The sequence below is a fragment of the Nocardiopsis aegyptia genome (assembly GCF_013410755.1).
Classification (GTDB): domain Bacteria; phylum Actinomycetota; class Actinomycetes; order Streptosporangiales; family Streptosporangiaceae; genus Nocardiopsis; species Nocardiopsis aegyptia.
This window is the reverse complement of record NZ_JACCFS010000001.1, coordinates 227,020-250,707: the sequence shown is the minus strand read 5'-3', so window position 1 is coordinate 250,707 and position 23,688 is coordinate 227,020. Positions and strand designations below refer to the sequence as shown.

Here is a 23,688-nt window from a genome sequence, read left to right as displayed (position 1 = left end):
GCGCGCCGTGGGCGTCCGGGACCGGTCCCAGGTTAGGCCAGGGTGTCGACCACGACCTCGGCGGCCTGCGCGATGAGGGCGTCGTCGTGTTCAGCGTCCTCCTGGTCGCGGCTGGACATGACCGCCAGCACGATCGGGTCGCCCTCGGGCGGCCACAGCACGGCGATGTCGTTGCGGGTGCCGTAGCCGCCCGAGCCGGTCTTGTCGCCGACCTCCCAGTCGTCGGGGACCCCGGCGCGGATGAGGTCGTCCCCGGTGGTGTTGCCCCGCATCATCTCGACGATCATGTCGCTCTCCTCCTCGGGCAGCACGTCACCCAGGGTGAACGCCTCCAGGGTGGTGGCCATGGCCCGCGGGGTGCTCGTGTCGCGCTCGTCACCCGGGACGCCCTCGCTCAGGTCCGGTTCGATCCGGTCGACGCTGATGACGTCGTCGCCGATCTCCCTCAGCGCCGCCTCCATCGCGTCCGGGCCGCCGACCTCCTCCAGCAGCAGGTTGGCGGCGGTGTTGTCGCTGTAGCGCAGGGCCGCGTCGCCCAGGTCGCGCAGCGACATGCCGGTGTCCACGTGCTGTTCGGTGATGGGGGTCCAGTTGACCAGGTCGTCCTCGGTATAGGTGATGACCCGGTCCAGGTCCTCGGGCGTGGTCTGTTCCAGCACGGCTCCGAACAGCGGGACCTTGAAGGTCGAGCAGTAGGCGAACCGGTCGTCGGCGCGGTACTCGACGACCTCCCCGCTGCCGGTGTCGAGCGCGTAGACACCGAGCCTGGCGTCGAAGTCCTCCTCCAGCCGGGCGAAGTCGGCCTCGGCCGCGCCCGCCGAGGCCGACGCCGTCGGCGACGCCGAGGGCGCCGGCGACTCCGCCGCCCCGGGCGTCGAACAGGCGGCCAGCGGCGCCAGGGCCGCGGCGGCAAGCGCCGCCAGGACCTTCTGCCGGGTCATGGGTACACGCATGGTGGGACTCCCCGTCCGTCCGGAATCGATCGGTGACGCTCAGCAGTCTTACGGTCCTCGCTCATGCTGTCCAAGACACGAATGAGCACTCCCATGCGTTTTCGGCATAGTGTGTGGTGCATGGACCTCGTCGGTGCCTGTAGGGCCTTCGTCTACGTGAGCGATCGCGGCAGCTTCACCCTCGGGGCCGCCGCCGCGCGCATCCCGCAACCCGTGGCGAGCCGGCGCGTGGCCGCCCTGGAGAAGCACCTGGGCGCCCGCCTGTTCGACCGCACCTCGCGCCGGGCGACCCTCACGCGCTTCGGCCGCGACATGCTGCCCTCCGCCCGCCGGCTGGTCGATCTGGCCGAGTCGATGGAACACGACGCGCAGCGGGCGCGCCGGGCGCCCTTCGGCCTGGCCGTGCCGGACGTGTGCCCCACCCGCGAACTCGCGCTGCTGGCCGCGCAGGGCCGGCGGGAGGGGCTGCGCCTGGATCCGCGCCCGGCGCCGCCCGGCGAGCGGATCCACCTGCTGCGCTCGCGTGAGGTCCGGGCCGCCGTCACCGCTGTGCCCTCGGGCGAGGCCACCTGGGTGGTGCCGTTGGGGGTGGCCGCCGCGGCCGAGCCGGCGGTGGCCGTCGCCTACGTCGAGACCCTGCGCGTGGGCCGTACCGATCCGCCCGCCGGGGCTCGCCGGGTGTGGATCCAGCCCGAGGACGACGTCCCCCACATCCGCGACCCGCTGACACGCATCCGCGACGCGGTCGGACTGCGCCCCGGGCAGGTGGCCGTGGCTGCCTCCCTCGCCTCCGCCGCCGCCGAGGTCCTGGCGTCGGCCGACCTGCTGCTGTGCTCGCGCCGCCAGGCGCGGGAGCTGGGCCTGCACTGGCGCCCGGTCGGCGAGATCCGGCTCGAACGCGGCTACGACGTGTCCGCCGACGACGCCGGGGACGCCGAGCCCCTGCGCGGCGCCCTGCACGAGTCACTCGGCCGCTGCCTGGGCGCCCTCGAACCCATGGAGGAGATCCGTTGAACGGCCAGACCCTGCTCAGGGAGCTGCGCGAGGAACTCGACGCCGGCGGGCTGGACGGATCGTTCCTGGTCCGGGACCTGCGCACCGGTGAGGAACTCGGGATCGAACCGGACCTGGAACTGCCGTCGGCCTCCCTGGTGAAGGTCCCGCTCGCGGTCGCCGTCCTGGAACGCGTGCACCGGGGCGAACTCGACGGTGCCACGCAGGTCCTCGTCCAGCCGGGGAGGGTGACCACACCAGGGCCGATCGGGGTGACGCGGTTCCGGCACCCGGCCCGGATCTCGATCGACGACCTGCTCTACCTGAGTACGTGCCTCAGCGACAGTGCGGCGGCCGACGCCCTGTTCGAACTCACGCCGCCCGCGGAGGTCGCGGCCGTGCTGCGGGCGCTCGACCTGCGCGGTGTCACCGTCCGGCACACCATGGGCGAGTTGAACCAGACGCCCGCCGACCGCCTCTCGCCCGCCGAGGTCGACCTCGCCCACATCCTGGCCATCGGCGCGGGGACCCCCGGCCGGGGGCACCGGATCCCGCAGTTGGACATCACCCGGGCCAGCTCCGGGACGGCGCGGGCCTTCGTCGACCTGCTCCAGGCGCTGTGGACCCCGTCGGCGATCACCCCCGAGGTCGCCGCGCGGGTGCGCGAACTCATGGCCGGGAACGTCCTGCGGCACCGGCTGGCGCCCGACTTCAGCTCCGACGCGTCCCAGTGGTCGTCCAAGACCGGCACCTTGCTCCACCTGCGCCACGAGGTGGGCGTGGTCGAGCACGCCGACGGTCAGGCGTTCGCGGTCGCCGTGATGACGGCCTCGCGCGTGCCCGCCTACAGCCAGCCGGGCGCCGAGGCGCTCATGGCCCGTGTCGCCCGCGCCCTGCGCGACCACCTCCGCGCGGCCTGGGCGTGATCACCGGGTCCCCCACGGGCACACGTCGCTGTGGCGCGGCACCAGTCCCGCACGCGTGCGCTGCCCGGAGGAGACCACCGGACCAACGGGGCGCAGGCCGGGGCGCCGGCCCGGATCCGCCCGCTCGTGCCGTTCGAGCGTCATCCGGTTCCACGCCCGGGCAGGCTGCGGACCCGACCCCGGTCCTCCGGCGCACACGGCCAGGGCTTGCCGTCGCACCGGCACCGCGTCACCGCACCGCGGCCAGGGTCGGGCGCACGCCCGCGGTGACGCCCGGGGACCACAGCACGGACACCGGCCGGGAGTCGCCGACGGACAGACCCGCGGCCTCCAGGAGGTCGCCGCGGTAGTCCAGCAGGCGCGCCCGGTACAGCGCCCAGGGCTCGTGGGTCACGCGGATCCACCGGGTCGCGCCCAGGTGCGCGGTGTGCAGGCCCCAGCGGGCGGTGAGGAACCGCTCCAGGGGTGTGGGCTCCGTGACGGGCCCGTCCACCGCCACCCGCCAGTGGCCCCCGACTCCGCGCCCGGGGACGCGGCGCCGCACCGCGCCCGCGCGCACGCCGTTCGGGGCGGTGCGCAGCGACACGTCCGACCACATGTACGGCAGTCCGGTCAGGAGTCGGGCCGCCAGGACGCTGTGCGCCGCGTCGGCGTCCATGGACAGGAAGACGACGCCCTGGCGGCCCTGCCCGTCCACCGAGTACACGCGCACGTTGACCTCGTGGAAGCCGCCGAGCGGCACCGCTCCGGCGCCCGTGGTCGAGGGCACCCGGAAGGCCACCAGCCCCACGTGGGCGGCTCCGTCCAGCACGTCGGGGCGCGTGTGGGCGGGCAGGAGGGGCGCGACCCGCTCCGGGTCGACCCGCCAGTGCACGAAGACGGCGTCGTGCCACCCCTGCGTCAGCGGCGGCGGCCCGGGCAGCGGCGGGGGAGAGGCGGTCGTGGTCGTGTGCGTCCCTGCGCGTGCCATCAGGTCTCCGCCCTCCGTCCCGCCCGCGGCCGTCCCGGCCCTCGCATCCGGAACGATTCCACACCGACGGCCGCCCGTGCGTCCGGGGCTCCGGGCGTGTGATCCATGACTCCGCCCGCCGACCGGGAAGGCTGCTTCGGTAAAACGTTTCAAGCTGATCACCAGGCGATGTGCTTCCTAGCCAGGTAAGGAGATATTGACAGGTCGGGACGCACGACGATAACTTCTGCGAAGTTGTACTGAAACGATTCAATCGGCTTGCCCGACCCACCTGCCCACCCCACCGGCACGCCGACCACCACCCGAACGGAGACCCACCGTGGCACCCTCCACAGACAGCCGCGCGGACGTCCTGGACGTCCTCCGACGCCAGCACATCGAGCTGCCCTCCTGGGCGTTCGGGAACTCCGGTACCCGCTTCAAGGTGTTCGCCCAGCCGGGCGTGCCCCGCGACCCCTGGGAGAAGATCGCCGACTCCGCCGAGGTCCACCGCCTCACCGGCGTGGCCCCCACGGTCGCCCTGCACATCCCCTGGGACCGGGTCGACGACTACTCCGCGCTCGCCGCCCACGCCCGCGACCTGGGCATCGGCATCGGCACCATCAACTCCAACGTCTTCCAGGACGACGACTACAAGCTCGGCAGCGTCACCAACCCCGACCCCAAGGTCCGCCGCAAGGCCACCGACCACCTGCTGGACTGCGTCGACGTCATGGACGCCACCGGCTCCCGCGACCTCAAGCTGTGGTTCTCCGACGGCACCAACTACCCCGGCCAGGACGACCTGCGCGCCCGCCAGGACCGCCTCGCCGAGGCCCTGTCCGAGGTCTACGGCCGCCTCGGTCCCGACCAGCGCATCCTGCTGGAGTACAAGCTCTTCGAACCCGCCTTCTACGCCACCGACGTCCCCGACTGGGGCACCGCCTTCGCGCACTGCCTCGAACTCGGCGAGAAGGCCGTGGTCTGCGTCGACACCGGCCACCACGCCGCGCACACCAACATCGAGTTCATCGTCGCCTTCCTGCTGCGCGCGGGCCGCCTCGGCGCGTTCGACTTCAACTCCCGCTTCTACGCCGACGACGACCTCATGGTCGGTGCCGCCGACCCCTTCCAGCTCTTCCGCATCATGTACGAGGTCGCCCGCGGCGGCGGCCTGGCCGCCGACACCGAGGTGGCCTTCATGCTCGACCAGTGCCACAACATCGAGCCGAAGATCGCCGGGCAGATCCGCTCGGTCATGAACGTGCAGGAGGCCACCGCCAAGGCCCTGCTCGTGGACGCCGACGCCCTGGCCGCCGCCCAGGCCGAGGGCGACGTCCTGGCCGCCAACGCCGTCATGATGGACGCCTTCAACACCGACGTGCGCCCCCTGCTCGCCGGACTGCGCGAGGACCTGGGCCTGGCCGCCGACCCCATGGCCGCCCACGCCGCCTCCGGCTACATGGAACGCGTCATCGACGAACGCAAGGGCGGCACCCAGGCCGGGTGGGGCGCGTGAGCGCGACCCGCCCCCACCGCACAGCCGAGACCGACCAGGAGACCACCATGGCCGACTCCGTCATCGACGACCTCATCAAGCGCAGCAACACCCTGGGCGCCGACCCCCGCAACACCAACTTCGCCGGGGGCAACACCTCCGCCGCCGGCACCCGCACCGACCCCGTCACCGGACAGCCCGTCGAACTGCTGTGGGTCAAGGGCTCCGGCGGCGACCTGGGCACCCTCACCGAGGACGGACTGGCCGTGCTCCGCCTGGACCGGCTCCACGCGCTCGTGGACGTCTACCCCGGCGAGGAGCGCGAGGACGAGATGGTCGCCGCCTTCGACCACTGCCTCTTCGGCAAGGGCGGCGCGGCACCCTCCATCGACACCGCCATGCACGGGCTCGTGCGCGCCGCGCACGTGGACCACCTGCACCCCGACTCCGGCATCGCCCTGGCCACCGCGGCCGACGGAGAGAAGCTGACCCGCGAGTGCTTCGGCGACCGCGTCGTGTGGGTGCCCTGGCGCCGCCCCGGCTTCCAGCTCGGCCTGGACATCGCCGCGATCGCCGAGGAGAACCCGCAGGCCATCGGCGCCGTCCTGGGCGGACACGGCATCACCGCCTGGGCCGACACCAGCGAGCAGTGCCAGGCCAACTCCCTGGAGATCATCCGCACCGCCGAGGCCTTCCTCGCCGAGCGCGGCCGCCCCGAGCCCTTCGGCCCCGCCCTGGAGGGCTACGGCGCCCTGCCCGAGGAGCAGCGCCGCGAGCGCGCCGCCGCCCTGGCCCCGGTCATCCGCGGCCTGGCCTCCACCGACCACCCGCAGGTCGGCCGCTTCACCGACAGCGACGTCGTCCTGGACTTCCTCGCCGCCGCCGAGCACCCGCGCCTGGCCGCCCTGGGCACCTCCTGCCCGGACCACTTCCTGCGCACCAAGGTCCGCCCGATGGTCCTGGACCTGCCCGCGGACGCGCCGCTGGAGGACGCCGTCGCCCGGCTGCGCGAGCTCCACGAGGAGTACCGCGCCGAGTACCGCGCCTATTACGAGCGCCACGCGACCCCCGACAGCCCCGCCATGCGCGGCGCCGACCCGGCGATCGTCCTGGTGCCCGGGGTGGGCATGTTCTCCTTCGGCAAGGACGCCAAGACCGCGCGCGTGGCCGGCGAGTTCTACGTCAACGCCATCAACGTCATGCGCGGCGCCGAGGCGGTCTCCACCTACCGGCCCATCGAGGAGTCGGAGAAGTTCCGCATCGAGTACTGGGCCCTGGAGGAGGCCAAGCTCGCCCGGATGCCCGAGCCCAAGCCGCTGGCCACCCGCGTCGCCCTGGTGACCGGCGCCGCGAGCGGCATCGGCAAGGCCATCGCCACCCGCCTGGCCGCCGAGGGCGCCTGCGTGGTCGTCGCCGACCTGGACGCCGGCAAGGCCGCCGACGCCGCCGCCGAACTCGGCTCGAACGACGTCGCCGTGGGCGTGTCCTGCGACGTCAGCGACGCCGTCGCCGTCGCCGCCGCCTTCGCCGAGGCCGCCCTGGCCTTCGGCGGCGTGGACCTGGTCGTCAACAACGCCGGCCTGTCCATCTCCAAGCCGCTGCTGGAGACCACCGAGCGCGACTGGGACCTGCAGCACGACGTCATGGCCAAGGGCTCCTTCCTCGTCTCCCGCGAGGCCGCCCGGCTGATGAGCGCCCAGGGCCTGGGCGGGGACATCGTCTACATCGCCTCCAAGAACGCGGTGTTCGCCGGACCCAACAACATCGCCTACTCCTCGGTCAAGGCCGACCAGGCCCACCAGGTGCGCCTGCTGGCCGCCGAACTCGGCTCCGAGGGCATCCGCGTCAACGGCGTCAACCCCGACGGGGTCGTACGCGGCTCCGGGATCTTCGCCGGCGGCTGGGGCGCCCAGCGGGCCAAGGTCTACGGGGTCCCGGAGGAGGAGCTGGGCGCGTTCTACGCCAAGCGCACCATCCTGGGCCGCGAGGTCCTGCCCGAGCACGTCGCCAACGCCGTGTTCGCGCTGACCGCCGGGGAGCTGTCGCACACCACCGGCCTGCACATCCCCGTCGACGCCGGCGTCGCCGCCGCCTTCCTGCGATGAGCGGCGCGCACTCCGTCCACGCCGACCGCTCCGGGGCCGCCGTCCACGCCGCGGTCGACCTCGGCGCCTCCAGCGGCCGGGTCATCACCGGCCGGCTGGAGGACGGGCGCCTGCGCACCGAGGAGGTCGCCCGCTTCCCCAACGGACCCGTCGCGGTCCCCCGCCGGGGGAGCGACACCCTGCACTGGGACATCCTGTCCCTGTACCGGGGGGTCCTGGAGGGACTGCGCGCGGCCGCCGAACCCCACGGAGGGCTGGCCTCGGTGGGCATCGACTCCTGGGCGGTCGACTACGGACTGCTGGACGCCGACGCCGCGCTGCTCGGCAACCCGGTGCACTACCGGGACGCGCGGACCGCCGGCGCGGCGGAGCGGGTGTTCGAGCACCTGCCCGCCGACCGGATGTACGCGGTCAACGGGCTGCAGGTCCAGCCGTTCAACACGGTCTTCCAGCTGGCGGCGGCCGCGGGCGAGGCCCAACTGGCCGCGGCGGGCGACCTGCTGCTCATCCCCGACCTGCTGGGCCACTGGCTGACGGGGGAGCGGGTCACCGAGCTGACCAACGCCTCCACCACCGGGATGGTGGACGTGCGCACGCGGACCTGGGCCGACGCGTGCCTGGAGGTGCTCGAAGGGCCGTTCGGGGTGCCGGTCCGCGGCCTGCTGTCGCGCCTGGTCGAGCCGGGCACGGTCGTGGGTCCGCTGCGCGGGCGCGAGTCCGTGGGAGCCGCCGCGGGCGCACCGCTGGTCGCGGTGGGCTCGCACGACACCGCCTCGGCGGTGGTCGCGGTCCCGGCCGCCACACCGAACTTCGCCTACGTCTCGTGCGGGACGTGGTCCCTGGTCGGGGTGGAGCTGGACGCGCCCGTACGCACCGAGCGGAGCCGCGCCGCCAACTTCACCAACGAGCTCGGCGTGGACGGCACCGTGCGCTACCTGCGCAACGTCATGGGGCTGTGGGTGCTGCAGGAGTCGCTGCGCACCTGGCGCGAGCAGGGCCGGGACGTCGACCTGGCGGACCTGCTGCGCCGCGCCGCCGAGGTGCCCGCCCTGTCGTGCGTGGTGGACGTGGACGACCCGCGCTTCCTCCCGCCGGGCGACATGCCCCGGCGCGTCGCGGAGCTGGCGGCCGAGACCGGGCAGCGCCCGCCCGCGGACGAGGCCGGGCTGGCCCGGTGCGTCATCGACTCCCTGGCCCTCGCCTACCGCCGGGCGGTGCGCCAGGCCGCCGAGCTCAGCGGGCGGGACGTCGACGTCGTGCACGTGGTCGGTGGGGGCGCGCACAACACCCTGTTGTGCCAGCTGACCGCCGACGCCACCGGCCTGCCGGTCGTGGCGGGCCCCACGGAGGGCGCGGCAATCGGCAACCTGCTGGTGCAGGCCCGCGCGGTCGGCGCGGTGGAGGGCGACCTCGCCGCGCTGCGCCGGATCGTCGCCGCCTCGACCGAGACCCGCCACTACACCCCCACGGGCCCCACCGGGCCGTGGGCGGCGGCCGAGTCCCGCCTCTGGTCCTGACGACACACCCGTGGGCCCCGCCGGGAGGGAACCGGCGGGGCCCACGCCGTTCCCAGGAGCGCCGACCGCCGGGTCGTCGCGGGAGCAGGGCCCGAGCCCCGCGTCCCGTTGAGCAGGCACAGGGCGCCGCGGGCCGCGGTCGGAGTCCCGGGCGCCCGCGATGTCCTGCTCCGCCACCTGGCCGCCCGTCCTCCTCCAGGGGCGTGCCGACATGGGTCCGGCGGTGCCGCGCTACTTCGACGCCCTGGTCGGCCTGATCCGCGGCGGCTTCTCCCACGACCTGGGTGCGGCGACCGGGCCGAGTTCGAGTTCCCCGGGGCCACATGCTCGCGATGATGGCGGCCGGCCCGTTCGTCCCCCAGCGGATCGCCACCGTGGACGTGGTCGGCGGCGCCGAGAGGGGACCCGGCCCGAGGACTCCGACCGGATTCATCGAGAGCGGTGACGTCGCACCGGTCATCGACCGCAGCTATCGGTTCGAGGACCTCCCGGCCGCCGTCGGACACCAGGAACGGGGGCACGTCCCGGGGAAGGCCGTCATCGAGGTCCGAGCGGTGGGCCGGGAGCCCTGTCCGGTGCGCCGACACGGGCACCGGGGGCATTGCACGGCCGGGGCTGCCGACCGATGATGGGACCCGGAGGCCACCATGACCGAACACACGACCTGCGTGATCGTGGGCGGCGGCCCGGCCGGAATGGTGCTGGGCCTGCTCTTGGCGCGCGGCGGCGTCGACGTGACCGTGCTGGAGAAGCACGGCGACTTCCTCCGGGACTTCCGCGGCGACACCGTGCACCCGAGCACCCTCCGACTCCTGGACGAGCTCGGGCTCGGCGAACGCTTCGCGGCACTGCCGCACAGCAGGGTGGACGAGGTCGCCCTGCCGGACGTCCACGGGGACCGCGTCGTGTTCGCCGACCTCACACGGCTGCGCGTCCCCCACCCCTACATCGCGATGGTGCCGCAGTGGGACCTGCTCAACCTGCTGGCCGAGGCGGGCGAGGAGGAGCCGCACTTCACCCTGCGGATGAACACCGAGGTCACCGGGCTGATCCGGAAGGGCCGCGTGGTCACCGGTGTCCGGTACCGGGACCGCGACGGCGGGGGAGGCGAGAGCGAGCTGCACGCCGACCTCACCGTGGGAGCGGACGGGCGCGAGTCGACGGTACGCGCCGCGTCCGGGCTGAAGCCGCACGAGACCAAGGTGCCCTTCGACGCCTGGTGGCTGCGGCTGCCCAGGAGGCCGGAGGACCGGATCGAGGCGCTCCAGGCGGGCGCGGCGCCCGGCCAGCTGGCCGTGATCATCCCGCGCGAGGGCTACTACCAGATCGCCTACCTCATCCCCAAGGGGTCCGACGCCGAACGGCGGGCGGAAGGGGTCCGGGGGTTCGGCGCACGGCTGGCGGAGTGCGTTCCCGCGCTGGCCGACCGGGTCGACGCGCTGACCTCGATGGACGAGGTCAAGTTCCTCGACGTCCGGCTCGACCGGCTGCACCGGTGGCACCGGCCCGGCCTGCTGTGCATCGGCGACGCCGCGCACGCGATGTCCCCGGCCGGCGGCGTCGGCATCAACCTGGCCGTGCAGGACGCGGTCGCCGCGGCCGGAATCCTCGCCGAGCCGCTGCGCCGGGGACACCCGAGCGTCCGCGACCTGGCGCGGGTGCGCCGGTACCGCTGGCCGACGACCGTCCTGGTGCAGGGGCTGCAACAACTCCTGCACCGGAACGTCATCGCACCCGTGCTGGAGGGCCGGCGCGTCGGTCCGCCCGAGGCGATGACCGGGCTGGTCAAGCGGTTCCCGCGGATGACGGTCGTCCCCGCCTACATGGTCGGTGTCGGCCTGCGCCCCGAGCGCACACCGGACTTCGCCCGACGCCCGTGACCGGATGTGTGCGCGGTCGCGTTCGGGTGGACAGCGCGTCGCTGCGGATCCCTGTCCGCCTCGGCCGTGGGCTCGACCCCGCCCTCCGTCGCGGACCCGGTCCGCACGGTCGCCCAGGCCAAGGGCCAGAACGTCACGATCGCGGCGATACCCGCCACGTAGAAGATGACGTGGAAGATCGGAGCCGCCAAGGCCAGGCCCATCACGACCGCCGCGATCACCACGAGCGTCGTCATCGACCGGCCCATGATCCTGGAGTGGGCGATCCCCCTCGCGAAGGTCAGGATGCCCACCAGGAAGGCGACAGCGGCGATCACCACCACGGACAGGAACGGATCCGTGGCCCGCGCCGGCGCTGCGGTGTCGGCTCCCGTTCGGGCCGCCCCCGCGAAGGTGACCTGCATGCCGATCACCGCGGCGACGACCACGCCGCCCACGACGACCAGTGGGAAGGCGAAGGAGCTCCACCGTTCCTCACCGGCGTCCCGCAGCCGACCGCGAAGTGCCTGGAAGGCCAGGACGAACAGGGCGAAGGCCCCCACCGTCAGCAGCTGCGCCACGGCCCAGCGCGTGGGGTCGGCCTCCACTGCCTGCGCGATGGTCTCCGGGCCCGGCGCGGCGCCCGGCAGGTACGGCTGGTACAGGAACGCCGCCAGCAGGGCCACCGGCGCGACGGCCATGGCGGCCGCCCGGAACCGGTTGCGCGTGGGTGTGGACATCGGCCCCACCTCCAGGATGAGATCCGACCCGGTCCGGGCGCCCATCGGGCCCGGGCATGAAGGATTACCGTCACGGTACGCCGGTGGGTCCGTCCGGAACAGGTCCAGAGGTCCCGGACCGGAAGTCCTCGCCTAGGCCAGGGCCTCGATCACCACCTCGGTGGCTTTCGCGATCAGGGCGTCGTCGTACCCCGCGCCCGCCTCGTCGCGGCTGGACATGACGGCCAGGACGACGGGGTCGCCCTCCGGCGGCCACAGCACGCCGATGTCGTGCCGGGTGCCGTAGCCGCACGCCCCGGTCTTGTCCCCGACCTCCCAGTCCCCGGGGACGCCGGCGCGGATCAGGTCGTCGCCGGTGGTGTTGGTGCGCATCATGTCGACGAGGACACCGCGCTTGTCCTCGGGCAGGACCCCGCCCAGGGCGAACTCGCGCAGGCTGGTGGCCATCGCGCGCGGGGTGCTGGTGTCGCGCACGTCGCCCGGGACCGCCTCCGCCATCTCCGGCGCGATGCGGTCCACGCTGGTCACGTCGTCACCGATGCCGCGCAGGGCCTCGTCCAGCCCTTCGGGCCCGCCGAGTTCCTCGAGGAGCAGGTTGGAGGCGGTGTTGTCGCTGTGCCGCAGTGCGGCGCCGCCGATCTCGCGCAGCGTCATGCCGGTGGCCACGTGCTGTTCGGTGACGGGGGAGTGGAAGACCAGGTCGGCCCCGGAGAAGGTGACGACCCGGTCGAGTTCCTCCATGGGTGTTCGGTCGAGCACGGCGCCGAAGGCCAGGACCTTGAAGGTGGAGCAGTAGGCGAACCGCTCGTCGGCCTGGAACTCGACTGTTCGATCCGTGCCGGTGTCCAGCGCGTAGACGCCGAGCCGGGTGTCGAACTCCTCCTCCAACCGGGTGAACTCCGAGTCCACCCGGAGGGGAGGAGGCGGCTCGGCGGGAGGGGCGGCCTCGGCCGACGGAGGTGGAGCGGCGGGGCCGGTCGGGGCGTCGGGGGACGAGCAACCGGCGAGCGGGGCCGGCGCGAGCGGGGCCAGTAGCGCCAACGCGACGAGTCGAGTCATGTGCCATGGCACCGCGAAGCACCTTCTCTCCGTGTGTGTACGGTGACTCCCAGAAGTGTCGGTGCTGGTGGGTGCACTGTCGATGATGTCGGCGGCGCGGCGCGCAGGCCTTCGGGAGGCGACAGCACGTGGTGGTCGCTCGGCGCTCGAACCATCCGGTGGGGAGGACGTCGGGTCACCGCCCCCACGCCCTCGCGGTCGAGGATCGTGCTCGGGACCATGCCCGGTCAACGGTCCGCGCGGGGCGGAGCGCGGGGAGAGGAGTCCTCCCGGTTATATGCAACCTGATGGTTGCTTCTGCGTGGGTCATGTGCAACTCTGTAGTTGCACACAAGGGCACGACGGAGGAGGATCCCATGAGTGAGGACCGCATCGAGCGCGACGCCCTGATCGCGGCACCGCTGGAGCGCGTCTGGTCGCTGGTGGCCGAGCCCGGGTTCTGGGTCGCCGACGCCGGGACGGCGGCCGGCACCCTGGCCAGGGAGGGCGAGACCGTCGTGGCCCACAACGCCGAGTACGGGGACTTCCCGGTCCGGGTGGAGAAGGTCGACCCGCCCGCCTACCTGGCCTACCGCTGGGCCAGCGCCTTCCCGGGCGAGGACCTGCGCGAGGGCAACAGCACGCTCGTGGAGTTCACGCTGACGACCGAGGGCGACCGGACCCGGCTGCGCGTGGTCGAGAGCGGGTTCGCCTCGCTGGCCGGATCCCAGGAGCTGCGCGACCAGGCCGTCAAGGACAACACCGGCGGCTGGCCCCAGGTCCTGGAGGAGTTCGCCAAGCGCGCCGAACAGCCCTCCCGGTGACCGGCGCGGGGCCGGGCGACGGCGAGGACGCCGACGGTGTCCTCGCCGCCCTGGCCGACCCGACCCGGCGTCGGCTGCTCGACCTGCTCGCGGCGCGCGGCGAGGCCAGTGCGACCGCGCTGGCCGACCGGCTCCCCGTCACCCGGCAGGCGGTGGTCAAACACCTGTCCGTGCTGGACGCCGCCGGGCTGGTCACCGGTCGGCGGGTCGGACGCGAGGTCCGCTACACCGTGCGGCCCGCAGCGCTGGACGCGACGGCCCGGTGGATGTCCGCGCTCGCCGCCGACTGGGACCGGCGCCTGGCGGCCGTCAAGCGCCTCGCCGAGGAAGCCGAACGCCAGGACCCGACCACCGGGCCCTGAGGATCGCCCGCCGGTCCCGGTGGGGCCGCCTACTCCTGCGGCCCGCCCGGGACCGGCGGGACGGGATATCAGTGGGGCGTGTGCGTACGGCGTCGGCCGAAGCCGCGGAGCCGTCCGGCCTGGTCCTCGGCGGCACGTGGACGCGGGGCCGAGGGCCGCACGCCCTCCTCGGCCTCCACCGCCGCGGCGGTGCCGGACCCGGTCCGGGTGGTCGCCCAGGCCACCGGCCAGAACGCCACGATCGTGGCGAGGGCCATCACGTAGAAGGCCCAGAACGGCGGCGCCGCCAGCGCCAATGCCGTCACGACCAGGGCGATCGCCACCATCCACGTCAGGCCGCGGCCCATGATCGCGCCGCGGACCACGCCCGCGGCGAACGCCAGCGTTCCCAGCACCAGGGCTACGGAACCGCTGATCAGCACCGTCATGAACCACGGGTTCACGGCCTCGATCAACGCCACGGTGTCGACACCGGTGTCGATCGCGCCCGCGATGGTCAGCTCCAGCGCGGGGAGCCCGGCCAGGAGCACGAAGCCCACGAGGACCAGCGGGAAGCCCCAGGAGCTCCACCGCTCCTCGCCCGCGTCCCTCAGGTGTCCGCGCAGGGCCTGGAAGGCAAGGGCGGACAGGGCGAAGGCCCCCAGGGCCACCAGGTGGGACCCGGCCCAGCGGGTGGTGTCGGCCTCGGCGGCCGCCGCGACGACCTCCGGGGACGGTGGGGCGACGGCGCCCGCCAGGAACGGGTGGTACACGAAGGCGATCAGTAGGACCACCGGGGCGATGACCATGACGGCCGCTCGGAACCAGTTGCGAGTAGGTGTGGACACGGCGTCCACCTCCAGGGCGAGAACCGACTCTGCCCGGGCGCCCGTTGAGCCCGGGCACAAGCCACTTACCGTCACAGTACGCCCGGTGGCCCGCCCGGTACAGATCCGTGGCCGCGTTGATCGCACCAGGTCGCGGCGTTGGCGCGGCGGCCCGGCCCCGGATCACCGGAGGCCGAGCCGCTCCTGGAGGGCGGCGCGGGAGGTGAACACGTGCCCCTGCAGCCCCAGCGCCATGGCGGCGTCCACGTTGTTCGGGCGGTCGTCGACGAACAGCACCTTCTCCGGCGCCACTCCCAGGCCGTCCAGGCACCACTGGTAGGCGGCGGCCTCGGGCTTGGCGAGGTTGAGCCGGCACGACAGGCCCAGGACCTCGAACAGGTCCAGCACGCGCGTGTGGTGCCGCTCGAAGTAGTCGGCGTTCTCGAACGGGATGTTGGACAGCAGGCCCAGCTTCACGCCGTCGGCGGCCAGTGAGCCGACGAAGGAGACCATGTCCTCGTCCACGAGCGACCAGCTCCGCACGTCGAGTTCCACCAGTTCGGCGGCCGTGGTGTCGTCGAAGGGGGTGCCCAGGCGCTCGCCGACCGCGCGCCAGAAGCCGGGGCCGTCCAGATCGCCGCGGTCGTAGGCCTGGCGGGGGTGCCAGTAGGCGGACCAGAAGTCCTCGGCCGGTGCGCCCGCCGCCCGCACCAGGGCCGAACGCCCCTCCTCGGACTGGTTCCTGGCGATGACACCGAACATGTCGAAGAGCACTGCGTCCACGAAGGTCCTCCCGGTGGGGTCGGTCGGGCGGCACGGCCGCCCGTGGCGGGGTCCGTGGGAAGGCTACCGGTCCGCTCCGGGGGACCTCCGGCGTGCCCCGGACAGGGTCGAAGGGCCCTTTCGGCGAGGCCAACGGCCCCAGGACCAGGGCGGAACGCCCTAGTGACCTGAGTCACAGAAAGAGTTGTGCTGGTGGCGATGGAGCGCACGTCGCGCGGATGGGGTTCGATCCCGTCCGAGGACGGCGGGCGTGCGCTCATCCCGCCTCCGCGCGTTCGGCGGTGGGGTTCGACCGAGGAGACCGCGATGAAACAGCAACCGCCGTACGGCGCGGGGACGCCGCCGACGGGATTCCCGCCCCAGGGCTACTACCAGCCGGTGGTCCCGGCGGAGACCTCCGGCCTGGCCACGGTCTCCCTCGTGGCCGGCATCGCCTCGGTCACGCCACTCGGATTTCTGGTGTTCCCACCGATCGTCGGAGTGGTGACCGGCATCCTGGCTCTCGTGCGCATCCGCGGCTCCGCGGGTCACCTGAAAGGGACCACCATGGCGTTGTGGGGGACCATCCTCTCGGTGTTCTCCCTGCTCGTCGTCGTGGTGGCGGGAGTCGTCATGCTCTCCGCCGCCGGTGACCAGGACGCCGGTGCTCCGGACCCGGCCGCCGAGCAGGCTCCGGAGGAGGCACCGGCGGGCGAGACCGTGGCTCTGGGCGAGCCCGGAACCACGGGCGACTGGGAGGTCACCGTGGTGGGCATCGAGACCCAGGCCTCCTACGTCGACGAGTTCGACGTCACGCAGTACCCGCAGGGCGAGTTCCAGGTGGTCGCGATGGAGGTGTCCAACCAGGGGAACGAGGCCACGACGTTCGACGCGAGCGAGGCGGTGACCCTGTACGACGCCGACGGCAACGCCCACTCGGTCGACTTCGACCTGCTCGGAGACTTCGTCTACACCGACATCAACCCGGGGAACTCCCTCAGCGGTGAGGCCGTCGTGGACGTGCCGGAGGGCACCGAAGTCGTCGAACTGGAGATCGTGGACCCCCTCACCTTCGACGATCCCCTGACCGTGACGGTGAACTGACCTACCACCGCCACACGGTCCGCTCCGGGCCCGGTCCTTCGCCAGCCGGGCCCGGCAGCGTGCGCGCTTCCCGACCGCCTCCCCGGACGGGTCCCTACACCTTGCGGGCCAGGCCGCAGTACTGGGGCAGGTCCCGGACCTCGCCGACCTCGGCCGGCTCCGGGCGCCAGCGCAGCACCGAGACCACGCCGGGCTCGACCAGCTCGTAGCCGTCGAAGAAGCGGGTGAAGTCCTCGACCGTGCGCATGTGGTAGGCCTGGGCTACCCCCTCCTGCCAGCGCTCCATGGCCTCCAGGGCCCGGGCGTCGGTCATCTCCTCCAGGTGGGCGAGCACGCCGTCGCACACGGCCAGGAAGCTGCCCGGCGCGAGGGCGTCCATGTAGGTGCGCACGATGCCGAGCGCGTCCTCGAAGTCCTCGAAGTGGCCCATCGTGCCGAGCAGGGTCAGGCCGACCGGCCGGGAGAGGTCGAGGGTCTCGGCGGCGGCCCTGAGCACGGTGCCGGTGTCGCGCAGGTCCGACCCCACGAACGTGGTCCGGCCCGCCTCGGTGCCCTGCAGCAGGGCGCGAGCGTGCGCCAGGACCAGGGGGTCGTTGTCGACGTAGACCACGCGCGCGTCGGGGGCGCAGGCCTGGGCCACCTCGTGGGTGTTGTCGGCGGTGGGCAGGCCGGTGCCGATGTCGAGGAACTGGCGGATGCCCTCCTCCCGCGCCATGTGGGTGACCGCCCGGCGCAGGAAGAGGCGGTCGCCGAGCGCGACCTCGACCACCTGGGGCAGCAGCTCCCTGACCCGGTCGCCGACCTCGCGGTCGACGGGGTAGTTGTCCTTGCCGCCGAGCCAGTAGTTCCACACGCGTGCCGTGTGGGCGACGCTGGTGTCGATGGGGGTGTCCGTCATGGGGGCCTCTCGTCGGGCGGCGGGGTGGGCGCAGCGGTACCCGCAGTGTCGTGTGTGCGCGGCGCCTCCGCAACTCCGTATCGCCTGTCCCGTAGGGCTTCCCGTGCGGCGGCCGACACGGCGGACGCCTCCGGGGGCGATGCCGGGGGCGTCCTTCCATGGGTGGACCGGCGGGTTCAGTCGGTGGCGGCCGCCGGCAGGTCGAGGCTGTCGCGCAGCCGTACCCGGGGCAGGAGGAGGGACACGAGCAGGCCGGCCACCGCGATGCCCGCGGCGACCAGGAAGATGTCGCCGGTCGCGGAGCCGTACGCGGACTCCACGATGGTCCGGACGAACGGCGGCATGGCGTCCAGGTTGAGCGTCGCGCTGCCCGCGGCGGCGGAGGCGTCGACCCTCGCCTCGGTCAGGCCGTCGGTGATGCCGGTGCCGACCCGGTGGGCCAGCACCGCGCCCAGGACGGAGACGCCGACGGTGCCGCCCAGGGAGCGGAAGAAGGTGATGGACCCGCTGGCCGCGCCGAGTTCGCTCAGCGGAACCGAGTTCTGCACCACCAGCACCAGGTTCTGCATGGACATGCCGACCCCGGCGCCCATCAGGACCATGCCCGCCGCCACGAGGTACAGCGAGGTGGTCTCGTCGATGGTGGACAGCACCGCGAAGCCCGCGGTCAGGGCCACCATGCCGGTGACGACGTAGGACTTGACCCGGCCCGAGCGCGAGACCATGCGGCCCGAGACCGTGGAGGAGACCAGGACGCCCAGCATCAGCGGCGCGGTGAGGAGTCCGGCCTGGATGGGGGAGTAGCCGCGGGCGAGCTGGAAGTACTGGCCCAGGAAGACCGCGCCGCCGAACATCGCCATGCCGACCGCGGCGCTGGCCAGGATGGCGATCGCCGTCTCGCGCCGTACGACCAGGTGCAGCGGGATGACCGGCTGCGGCACCCGCGACTCCACCAGCACGGCCAGGCCGAGCAGGACCACCGTGCCCGCGACCATGGCGCCGGACGGCCAGGAGATCCAGGCGAAGTCGTCGCCGACGAAGGTCACCCACAGCAGGAGGAGGCTGACCCCGGCGGCGATGAGCATCGCGCCCGCGTAGTCGACCCTGGTGTCGGGGCGGCGGGTGTCGGACAGGTGCAGGGTGCGCTCGATCACGACGAACGCGATGACCAGGAACGGCACGCCGATGAGGAAGCACCAGCGCCAGCCCAGCCAGGAGATGTCGGTGATGGCTCCGCCGATCAGCGGACCGCCGACCGTGGCCACCGCCATGATGGCGCCGATGTAGCCGTTGAACCGGCCGCGCTCCTTGGGGCTGACCAGCGAGGCGATGATCACCTGCACCAGGACCTGGGACGCGCCCATGCCCAGCCCCTGCACCGCGCGGAAGGCGATGAGCTGTTCCGTCGACTGCGCGAGGCCGCACAGCAGCGAGGAGACGACGAAGAGGACGATCGACAGCTGGAGCAGCCGCTTCTTGTCGAACAGGTCGGCCAGCTTGCCCCAGATCGGCGTGGAGGCCGTCGACGCGAGCAGCGTCGCGGTCACCACCCAGGTGTACTGCGACTGCGTGCCGTTGAGGGAGCCCACGATCTGGGGGAGCGCGACCGACACGATCGTCCCGCTGAGCATCGTCACGCCCAGCACGGTGAGCAGCCCGCTCAGCGAGCGCATGATCGGTGGTGTCCGCGTCCCGGGAGCCGGGCGTGCTGTGCTCAAGGAGACCTCTGGAAGACGAGTGTGGCGGGCGGAGAAGTGTGCTCACTGGGCAAAGATGCACAATGAGCATGTTTGCACTTTGTGTAGACTAGCACCGTGGACAGAGCGGGTGGACTGCGGGAACGCAAGAAGGAAGAGACACGGAGGGCGGTGCACGCCGCCGCCGTGCGGCTGACCGCCGAACTCGGGTACGAGCAGGTCACGGTGGAGGCCATCGCCGAGGCCGCCAACGTCTCGCGCCGGACCTTCTCCAACTACTTCTCCTGCAAGGAGGAGGCCCTCCTGCACGGCGAGCACGTGTACATGCGCTCGCTCACGCAGGCGGTGCTCGACCGGCCCGGCGACGAGGGCGCCTGGACCGCCCTGCGCGCCGCGGCCCGCGGCGTCTACGCCCACTGGGGTCGGCCGACCGACCGGGCCGGGTGGGCACGCGCCAAACTCGCCCGCAAGCACCCGGCGCTGCTGGCCAGGCTGCTCGCCAACCACGCCGAACTCGCCCGCGACCTGGAACGGGCCCTGGACGGGCGCCGCCTGCCCGAGGGCGTGCGCCCCGCCGTCCTCGTCGCCGTCTTCCTCGCCTGCCTGCGGGTGTCCCTGGAGACCTGGACCGGCGAGGAGGCCGCCCGCGACCTCGCCGAGATCGCAGAGGAGGTCCTCGACGAGGCCGAGGCGCCCTTCCGCCCCTGAGACCCGCCCACGGGGATACTGGGCCCATGGACGAACGGACCACGCGCTCCCTGCTGCCGCTGACCACCACCGTGGAGGAGGGCGAACGCGCCGCGCGGGTGGCCCTGCTGCCCGTCGGCAGCCTCGAACAGCACGGACCCCACCTGCCGCTGGTCACCGACACCGTCATCGCCTGTACGGTGGCCGCCGCGCTCGCCGACGCCCACCCCGTGCGCGTCCTGCCGCCCCTGACCCTGTCCTGCTCGCACGAGCACGCCGCCTGGCCCGGCACCGTCAGCATCTCCGCGCGCACCCTGCACGCCGTGGTCACCGACGCGGCCGACTCCCTGCGTCGGTCCGGCACACCGCGGCTGGTCCTGGTCAACGGCCACGGCGGCAACCACGTCCTCGCCAACGTCGTCCAGGAGTCCGGCGGCGCCATGGCGCTCTTCCCCCAGGCGCACGAATGGGAGGCCGCACGCGTCACCGCCGGGATGGCCACCGACAACGACACCGACATGCACGCGGGCGAACTGGAGACCTCCGTCCTGCTGCACGCCCACCCCGGGATGGTCGGCCCCGGAGCCGCCTACGCCGACCACGTCACCGGCCCGCGCGACCACATGCCCACGCTGGGTCTGGCGCCCTACACCCCGAACGGCGTGGCCGGCCGCCCCTCACTGGCCACGGCCGACAAGGGCGGACGGCTGCTCGCCGCCCTGGTCGACGCCTTCGCCGGGCACCTCGCGGCGCTGCGACGCACGGACGACCAGCACTAGCGCCCCCGGCAGGGCGGCCACCAGCGCGAGCAGCCCGTAGACCACCGACACCGCCACCCCCTGCTCGGCGCCCAGCCCGGCCGCGCCGAACGCCAGCCCCGCGACGGCCTCGCGCGGCCCCCAGCCGCCGACGTTGACCGGCAGGCTCATCGCCAGCAGCGCCAGGACCAGAAGCGGCACCAGCTGCGGCCACGGGGCGTCCACACCCGCCAGGCGCGCCGCCGCCAGGAACAGCACGACGTACCCGGCCAGCGCCCCCGCCGACAGCGCCAGCACCCGCGTGCGACGCGACCACAGACCGGTCCGGGCGTCGGCGACCGCGGCGCGCAGCGCCCGCCACCACCTTGGACGGCGCCGACGCCCCACGGCCAGACCGACGGCCGCCCCCGCGGCCAGGACCGCGACCACCCCCGCGGACACCCCGACCGCGCGCAGACCGGGGCCCCACAGGGCGGCCGGGAGCGCGAAGAGCAGCGCGGCCGCGGCCAGGGCGAGCACCACCTGCCCGGCCAGGCGCTCCAGCACGACCGCGCGCACACTCCTCGACAGGTCGCCGGCGTAGCGGCCGTGGCACAGCGCCCGGTGCACGTCCCCGACGACACCGGCGGGCAGCACCGCGTTGAGGAAGACCGCCCGGTAGTAGTCGGCGACCGCGCGTCCCAGCGGCAGCCGCAGCCCCACGGCGAGGACCACCACCCGCCAACGCGCGGCGCTGAGCACGGTGGTGACCGCGCCCACGCCCAGGGCCAGCGCGACCGCGCCCGTGTCCACCACGGCGAAGGCGTCGGTGAACACCTCCAGCGGGTACCACCACACCACCCCGGCCAGGATCAGCGCCCCGGCCAGGCCGCGCAGCCACGCTCGGGGCCTCATCGTTCGTCCCCGGCGGTGTGCACGGGGGCCGGTGGGGGTTGGTGCGGCCCGTGGGATCGCTGCGGAGGAGTCGTGTGACCACGCTCGGGTCCTCATCGTTCGTCCTCCGCGGGATCGGCCCACACATCGGTGTGGTGCACGATGGCGAACAGGGCTCCGCGCGAGCACTCCTCCAGCCGCCGCTCCAGGTAGGCCTCCGCGGGCAGGGCCGGATCCTGTTCACGGGCCGCACCCACCCAGCCGTGCAGCCACGCCTCCAGCAGCGCGCCCTCCTCCGGGCCCAGCCGCCACGGGCTCGGGAACGTGCGGGTGGCGACGCCGTGGGCGGTGAAGGCCGCGCGCGCCGCCTCGACCGCGTCCGGACCCAGCAGGCCCGCGCGCCGCTGGTGGGCGTCGAACGCGCGGGCCACCGCCCCGTCGAGCGGATCGGCGGGCGACAGCTCCACCCGGCCCGCCACCGTCAGCGAGAACAGTGCCGGCACTCCGGCGCCGGCCACGGCCCGCACCAGGGCGTCGACGGCCGGACGGGTCAGCACGTCCAGCAGCGCGGAGGCCACCACCAGCGTGCACCCGGCCAGGTCCCCGGAACGCAGCGTCCCCAGGTCGCGCCGCCGGGCCTCGGTCGTGGCGCCGGGCACCGAGTGCTCGGCCACCGAGAGCAGCCGCGGGTCGCGGTCGATCAGCACCCAGCGCTGGGGGGAGGGCAGGCGCGGGGCCAGCCAGCGCCCCAGCGAACCCGTGCCGCAGCCCAGGTCGGCCACGACCCGGCCGCGGTCGCCGATCAGCCCGACCGGATCGCGGGAGCGCGCCCGGGCGTCGGCGTCCTCGCGCAGGGCCAACCACTCCGGAGCGAAGGGGGGCACGTCGGTCTCGCTCATCGGGACACCTCCCGGTCGAGGACGGCGGCCATGGCCCGCGCCGCCTCCTTCCATCCTGCCAAGTTCGGGCGCCGAAGGCGCGCCGCGTCGCGTAACCGTTCGCGCAGGGACTCGTCGGTCAGCCACCGGCGCAGGGCGTCGCCGAGCGCGGTGGGGTCCTCCGGCGCGACCAGCAGCCCGGGGCGGCGCCCGTAGGGGTCGCGGCCCAGCGCCTCGGAAACGCCGCCCACGGACGTCGCCACCACCGGGACCGCCCGGGCCAGCGCCTCGGCCACGACCATCCCGTAGGTCTCCGCCCTGGAGGGCAGGACGACCAGGTCGGCGGCGTCGTAGGCCGCCTGCAGCGCCAGACCGGTCCGCGCACCCGTGAAGCGCACCGGGAGCGGCCCGGCGCGCGCCCGCAGCGCCGCCACCCGTCCGGGGTCGCCGAAGGGTCCCACGCACTCGCACGACCACGCCGGGCCGCGCACGAGCGCGAGCGCGTCCAGCAGCACGTCGTGCCCCTTGCGCGGTGTCAGCGAGGCCACGCACAGCAGCTGGGAGGCCCCGTCCGTCCCTGGGGAGGGCGGCGCCGGATCCACGCCCGGGGGTACGGAGTGGACCCGGGCCACCCCGTGTCGGGCGGCCAGGTCCGCGGCGGTCGCCGCACTGGTGGCCACCACGTCCGCGGCGGCGCGCAGCACCCGGCCCTCGCGCTCGGACAGATCACGGGCGGTGCCGGGGGACAGGCCGGTCTCCTCGGCCAGCGGCAGGTGCACCAGGACGACCGTGCGCAGCCGCCCGGTGTGCGGCACGACCACCTCGGGCACACCGCAGGCGACCAGCCCGTCCAACAGCACCGTCGACCGGTCGGGCAGCCCGTCGAGCACCCCGGCCAGCCGCGCGCGGGCGGTGGCGTCCGGCCGCGGCCAGGCGCCGGGCACGGTGACGGTCCGCAGGGGCCGTCCGGCCGCCGCCAGGGCCCGGGCCAGCCGCTCGTCGTAGACGTGCCCGCCGCTGGGAGCGTCGGCGGCGGGGACGACGAAGACGGTACTCACAGCTCGCGGTCGTGGCTCGCCCAGGCCACGTGCGACTCGCTCAGAGTCACGGTCAGTCCGCTCAGGCCGCGCGCCCGCGCGTCGACGCGTTCGACGAGCCGGTCGCCGATCACCTGGGCCAGGTACTCGGTGGAGGTGTTGACGCCCGCGAAGGCGGGCTCCTCGTCCAGGTTGCGGTAGTTGAGCTCGGCGACCACCGCGCCCAGCTCACGCGTGGCCAGGCCGATGTCGATGACGATGTTGTCCTGGTCGAGTTCGGGGCGGCGGAACGTCGCGTCGACGACGAACGTCGCGCCGTGCAGCCGCTGGGCGGGACCGAACACGTCGCCGCGGAAGCTGTGGGCGACCATGAGGTGGTCGCGGACGGTGACGGTGAACACGAGGGTGCGACTCCTTCGGTGGG

At 73.7% G+C, this 23,688-nt stretch carries 24 protein-coding genes; 12 read left to right on the top strand and 12 right to left on the bottom strand.

Features of this window, described 5'->3' with window-relative positions; all coding sequences use genetic code 11:
* Nucleotides 1-32 precede the first annotated feature (32 nt).
* Entirely contained in the window at nucleotides 33-953 is a 921-nt protein-coding gene (gene bla, locus HNR10_RS01130; protein ID WP_179820128.1) for a class A beta-lactamase, read from the bottom strand.
* Between the two features lie 120 nt (nucleotides 954-1,073).
* Here bla (HNR10_RS01130) and HNR10_RS01125 point away from each other — a divergent pair, with 120 nt between their 5' ends.
* Together HNR10_RS01125 and HNR10_RS01120 are read left to right on the top strand one after the other, a co-directional pair.
* Nucleotides 1,074-1,967: a LysR family transcriptional regulator gene (locus HNR10_RS01125; protein WP_179820127.1), complete on the top strand. Its 894-nt coding sequence runs from the start codon at nucleotides 1,074-1,076 to the stop codon at nucleotides 1,965-1,967.
* Nucleotides 1,964-2,872, top strand: a complete 909-nt coding sequence (locus HNR10_RS01120; protein WP_179820125.1) for a serine hydrolase — start codon at nucleotides 1,964-1,966, stop codon at nucleotides 2,870-2,872. Before HNR10_RS01125 ends, HNR10_RS01120 begins: the two co-directional genes overlap by 4 nt.
* A gap of 229 nt (nucleotides 2,873-3,101) precedes the next feature.
* Here the strand turns inward: HNR10_RS01120 and HNR10_RS01115 are convergent, their stop codons facing one another.
* Nucleotides 3,102-3,842, bottom strand: a complete 741-nt coding sequence (locus HNR10_RS01115; RefSeq protein ID WP_179820123.1) for a YqjF family protein — start codon at nucleotides 3,840-3,842, stop codon at nucleotides 3,102-3,104.
* Between the two features lie 319 nt (nucleotides 3,843-4,161).
* Between HNR10_RS01115 and rhaI the strand changes: the two genes are divergently transcribed.
* From rhaI to HNR10_RS01090, 5 genes are all read left to right on the top strand, one after another.
* Nucleotides 4,162-5,340 carry an L-rhamnose isomerase gene (gene rhaI, locus HNR10_RS01110; RefSeq protein ID WP_179820122.1) on the top strand — a complete coding sequence of 393 codons (1,179 nt, stop codon included), beginning with the start codon at nucleotides 4,162-4,164 and terminating at the stop codon, nucleotides 5,338-5,340.
* Nucleotides 5,341-5,387: 47 nt separating this feature from the next.
* Entirely contained in the window at nucleotides 5,388-7,424 is a 2,037-nt protein-coding gene (locus HNR10_RS01105) for a bifunctional aldolase/short-chain dehydrogenase (protein ID WP_179829456.1), read from the top strand.
* Nucleotides 7,421-8,941, top strand: a complete 1,521-nt coding sequence (locus tag HNR10_RS01100; protein ID WP_179820120.1) for a rhamnulokinase — start codon at nucleotides 7,421-7,423, stop codon at nucleotides 8,939-8,941. The genes HNR10_RS01105 and HNR10_RS01100 overlap by 4 nt, the downstream gene beginning before the upstream one ends.
* A gap of 323 nt (nucleotides 8,942-9,264) precedes the next feature.
* Nucleotides 9,265-9,570 carry a zinc-binding dehydrogenase gene (locus HNR10_RS01095; RefSeq protein ID WP_179820119.1) on the top strand — a complete coding sequence of 102 codons (306 nt, stop codon included), beginning with the start codon at nucleotides 9,265-9,267 and terminating at the stop codon, nucleotides 9,568-9,570.
* Nucleotides 9,571-9,588: 18 nt separating this feature from the next.
* Nucleotides 9,589-10,821: an FAD-dependent oxidoreductase gene (locus tag HNR10_RS01090; protein ID WP_179820117.1), complete on the top strand. Its 1,233-nt coding sequence runs from the start codon at nucleotides 9,589-9,591 to the stop codon at nucleotides 10,819-10,821.
* Here HNR10_RS01090 and HNR10_RS01085 read toward each other — a convergent pair.
* Both HNR10_RS01085 and bla (HNR10_RS01080) read right to left on the bottom strand, forming a co-directional pair.
* Nucleotides 10,761-11,540, bottom strand: coding sequence for a hypothetical protein (locus HNR10_RS01085; protein ID WP_179820115.1), 780 nt, complete (start codon nucleotides 11,538-11,540; stop codon nucleotides 10,761-10,763). The two genes, HNR10_RS01090 and HNR10_RS01085, sit on opposite strands and share 61 nt — an antisense overlap.
* A gap of 132 nt (nucleotides 11,541-11,672) precedes the next feature.
* Nucleotides 11,673-12,599, bottom strand: coding sequence for a class A beta-lactamase (gene bla, locus HNR10_RS01080; RefSeq protein WP_179820113.1), 927 nt, complete (start codon nucleotides 12,597-12,599; stop codon nucleotides 11,673-11,675).
* A 356-nt stretch (nucleotides 12,600-12,955) separates the two neighbouring features.
* Between bla (HNR10_RS01080) and HNR10_RS01075 the strand changes: the two genes are divergently transcribed.
* Both HNR10_RS01075 and HNR10_RS01070 read left to right on the top strand, forming a co-directional pair.
* Nucleotides 12,956-13,402: an SRPBCC domain-containing protein gene (locus tag HNR10_RS01075; protein WP_179820111.1), complete on the top strand. Its 447-nt coding sequence runs from the start codon at nucleotides 12,956-12,958 to the stop codon at nucleotides 13,400-13,402.
* Nucleotides 13,399-13,764 carry an ArsR/SmtB family transcription factor gene (locus HNR10_RS01070; RefSeq protein ID WP_179820109.1) on the top strand — a complete coding sequence of 122 codons (366 nt, stop codon included), beginning with the start codon at nucleotides 13,399-13,401 and terminating at the stop codon, nucleotides 13,762-13,764. The genes HNR10_RS01075 and HNR10_RS01070 overlap by 4 nt, the downstream gene beginning before the upstream one ends.
* 68 nt (nucleotides 13,765-13,832) lie before the next feature.
* On the opposite strand, the gene HNR10_RS01065 is transcribed toward HNR10_RS01070, so the two are convergent.
* Nucleotides 13,833-14,591 (bottom strand): hypothetical protein, encoded by a 759-nt coding sequence (locus HNR10_RS01065; protein WP_179820107.1) that lies wholly within the window; start codon nucleotides 14,589-14,591, stop codon nucleotides 13,833-13,835.
* Between the two features lie 162 nt (nucleotides 14,592-14,753).
* Nucleotides 14,754-15,353 (bottom strand): HAD family hydrolase, encoded by a 600-nt coding sequence (locus tag HNR10_RS01060; protein ID WP_179820105.1) that lies wholly within the window; start codon nucleotides 15,351-15,353, stop codon nucleotides 14,754-14,756.
* Nucleotides 15,354-15,659: 306 nt separating this feature from the next.
* Between HNR10_RS01060 and HNR10_RS01055 the strand changes: the two genes are divergently transcribed.
* The gene (locus HNR10_RS01055; RefSeq protein ID WP_179820103.1) at nucleotides 15,660-16,436 is read left to right on the top strand and encodes a DUF4190 domain-containing protein; all 777 of its coding nucleotides are present in this window, start codon (nucleotides 15,660-15,662) and stop codon (nucleotides 16,434-16,436) included.
* 94 nt (nucleotides 16,437-16,530) lie between these two features.
* Here the strand turns inward: HNR10_RS01055 and HNR10_RS01050 are convergent, their stop codons facing one another.
* Entirely contained in the window at nucleotides 16,531-17,334 is an 804-nt protein-coding gene (locus HNR10_RS01050) for an SAM-dependent methyltransferase (protein WP_179820101.1), read from the bottom strand.
* Nucleotides 17,335-17,510: 176 nt separating this feature from the next.
* Nucleotides 17,511-19,007: an MDR family MFS transporter gene (locus HNR10_RS01045; RefSeq protein WP_179829455.1), complete on the bottom strand. Its 1,497-nt coding sequence runs from the start codon at nucleotides 19,005-19,007 to the stop codon at nucleotides 17,511-17,513.
* A 141-nt stretch (nucleotides 19,008-19,148) separates the two neighbouring features.
* On the opposite strand from HNR10_RS01045, the gene HNR10_RS01040 reads away from it, so the two are divergent.
* Both HNR10_RS01040 and HNR10_RS01035 read left to right on the top strand, forming a co-directional pair.
* Entirely contained in the window at nucleotides 19,149-19,739 is a 591-nt protein-coding gene (locus HNR10_RS01040; RefSeq protein ID WP_179820099.1) for a TetR/AcrR family transcriptional regulator, read from the top strand.
* 26 nt (nucleotides 19,740-19,765) lie between these two features.
* On the top strand, nucleotides 19,766-20,497 hold the full coding sequence (locus HNR10_RS01035; protein WP_179820097.1) for a creatininase family protein: 732 nt from the start codon (nucleotides 19,766-19,768) through the stop codon (nucleotides 20,495-20,497).
* Here HNR10_RS01035 and HNR10_RS01030 read toward each other — a convergent pair.
* From HNR10_RS01030 to HNR10_RS01015, 4 genes are all read right to left on the bottom strand, one after another.
* Nucleotides 20,396-21,370, bottom strand: coding sequence for a lysylphosphatidylglycerol synthase transmembrane domain-containing protein (locus tag HNR10_RS01030; protein WP_179820095.1), 975 nt, complete (start codon nucleotides 21,368-21,370; stop codon nucleotides 20,396-20,398). The genes HNR10_RS01035 and HNR10_RS01030 overlap by 102 nt on opposite strands.
* A gap of 92 nt (nucleotides 21,371-21,462) precedes the next feature.
* Nucleotides 21,463-22,248: a methyltransferase domain-containing protein gene (locus tag HNR10_RS01025; protein WP_179820093.1), complete on the bottom strand. Its 786-nt coding sequence runs from the start codon at nucleotides 22,246-22,248 to the stop codon at nucleotides 21,463-21,465.
* A complete protein-coding gene (locus HNR10_RS01020; protein WP_179820092.1) occupies nucleotides 22,245-23,285 on the bottom strand; it encodes a glycosyltransferase family 4 protein in 1,041 nt (346 codons plus the stop codon). Before HNR10_RS01020 ends, HNR10_RS01025 begins: the two co-directional genes overlap by 4 nt.
* Nucleotides 23,282-23,665, bottom strand: a complete 384-nt coding sequence (locus HNR10_RS01015) for a 6-pyruvoyl trahydropterin synthase family protein (RefSeq protein ID WP_179820090.1) — start codon at nucleotides 23,663-23,665, stop codon at nucleotides 23,282-23,284. Before HNR10_RS01015 ends, HNR10_RS01020 begins: the two co-directional genes overlap by 4 nt.
* Between the last annotated feature and the right edge of the window lie 23 nt (nucleotides 23,666-23,688).

Excerpts from the sequence above, each read along its gene's own strand:
- bla (WP_179820128.1), bottom strand. The coding sequence starts at position 953 with ATGCGTGTACCCATGACCCGGCAGAAGGTCCTGGCGGCGCTTGCCGCC.
- HNR10_RS01125 (WP_179820127.1), top strand. The coding sequence starts at position 1,074 with ATGGACCTCGTCGGTGCCTGTAGGGCCTTCGTCTACGTGAGCGATCGC.
- HNR10_RS01115 (WP_179820123.1), bottom strand. The coding sequence starts at position 3,842 with ATGGCACGCGCAGGGACGCACACGACCACGACCGCCTCTCCCCCGCCG.
- HNR10_RS01105 (WP_179829456.1), top strand. The coding sequence starts at position 5,388 with ATGGCCGACTCCGTCATCGACGACCTCATCAAGCGCAGCAACACCCTG.
- HNR10_RS01100 (WP_179820120.1), top strand. The coding sequence starts at position 7,421 with ATGAGCGGCGCGCACTCCGTCCACGCCGACCGCTCCGGGGCCGCCGTC.
- HNR10_RS01095 (WP_179820119.1), top strand. The coding sequence starts at position 9,265 with ATGCTCGCGATGATGGCGGCCGGCCCGTTCGTCCCCCAGCGGATCGCC.
- HNR10_RS01090 (WP_179820117.1), top strand. The coding sequence starts at position 9,589 with ATGACCGAACACACGACCTGCGTGATCGTGGGCGGCGGCCCGGCCGGA.
- HNR10_RS01085 (WP_179820115.1), bottom strand. The coding sequence starts at position 11,540 with ATGTCCACACCCACGCGCAACCGGTTCCGGGCGGCCGCCATGGCCGTC.
- bla (WP_179820113.1), bottom strand. The coding sequence starts at position 12,599 with ATGACTCGACTCGTCGCGTTGGCGCTACTGGCCCCGCTCGCGCCGGCC.
- HNR10_RS01075 (WP_179820111.1), top strand. The coding sequence starts at position 12,956 with ATGAGTGAGGACCGCATCGAGCGCGACGCCCTGATCGCGGCACCGCTG.
- HNR10_RS01055 (WP_179820103.1), top strand. The coding sequence starts at position 15,660 with ATGAAACAGCAACCGCCGTACGGCGCGGGGACGCCGCCGACGGGATTC.
- HNR10_RS01050 (WP_179820101.1), bottom strand. The coding sequence starts at position 17,334 with ATGACGGACACCCCCATCGACACCAGCGTCGCCCACACGGCACGCGTG.
- HNR10_RS01045 (WP_179829455.1), bottom strand. The coding sequence starts at position 19,007 with ATGCGCTCGCTGAGCGGGCTGCTCACCGTGCTGGGCGTGACGATGCTC.
- HNR10_RS01035 (WP_179820097.1), top strand. The coding sequence starts at position 19,766 with ATGGACGAACGGACCACGCGCTCCCTGCTGCCGCTGACCACCACCGTG.
- HNR10_RS01030 (WP_179820095.1), bottom strand. The coding sequence starts at position 21,370 with ATGAGGCCCCGAGCGTGGCTGCGCGGCCTGGCCGGGGCGCTGATCCTG.
- HNR10_RS01025 (WP_179820093.1), bottom strand. The coding sequence starts at position 22,248 with ATGAGCGAGACCGACGTGCCCCCCTTCGCTCCGGAGTGGTTGGCCCTG.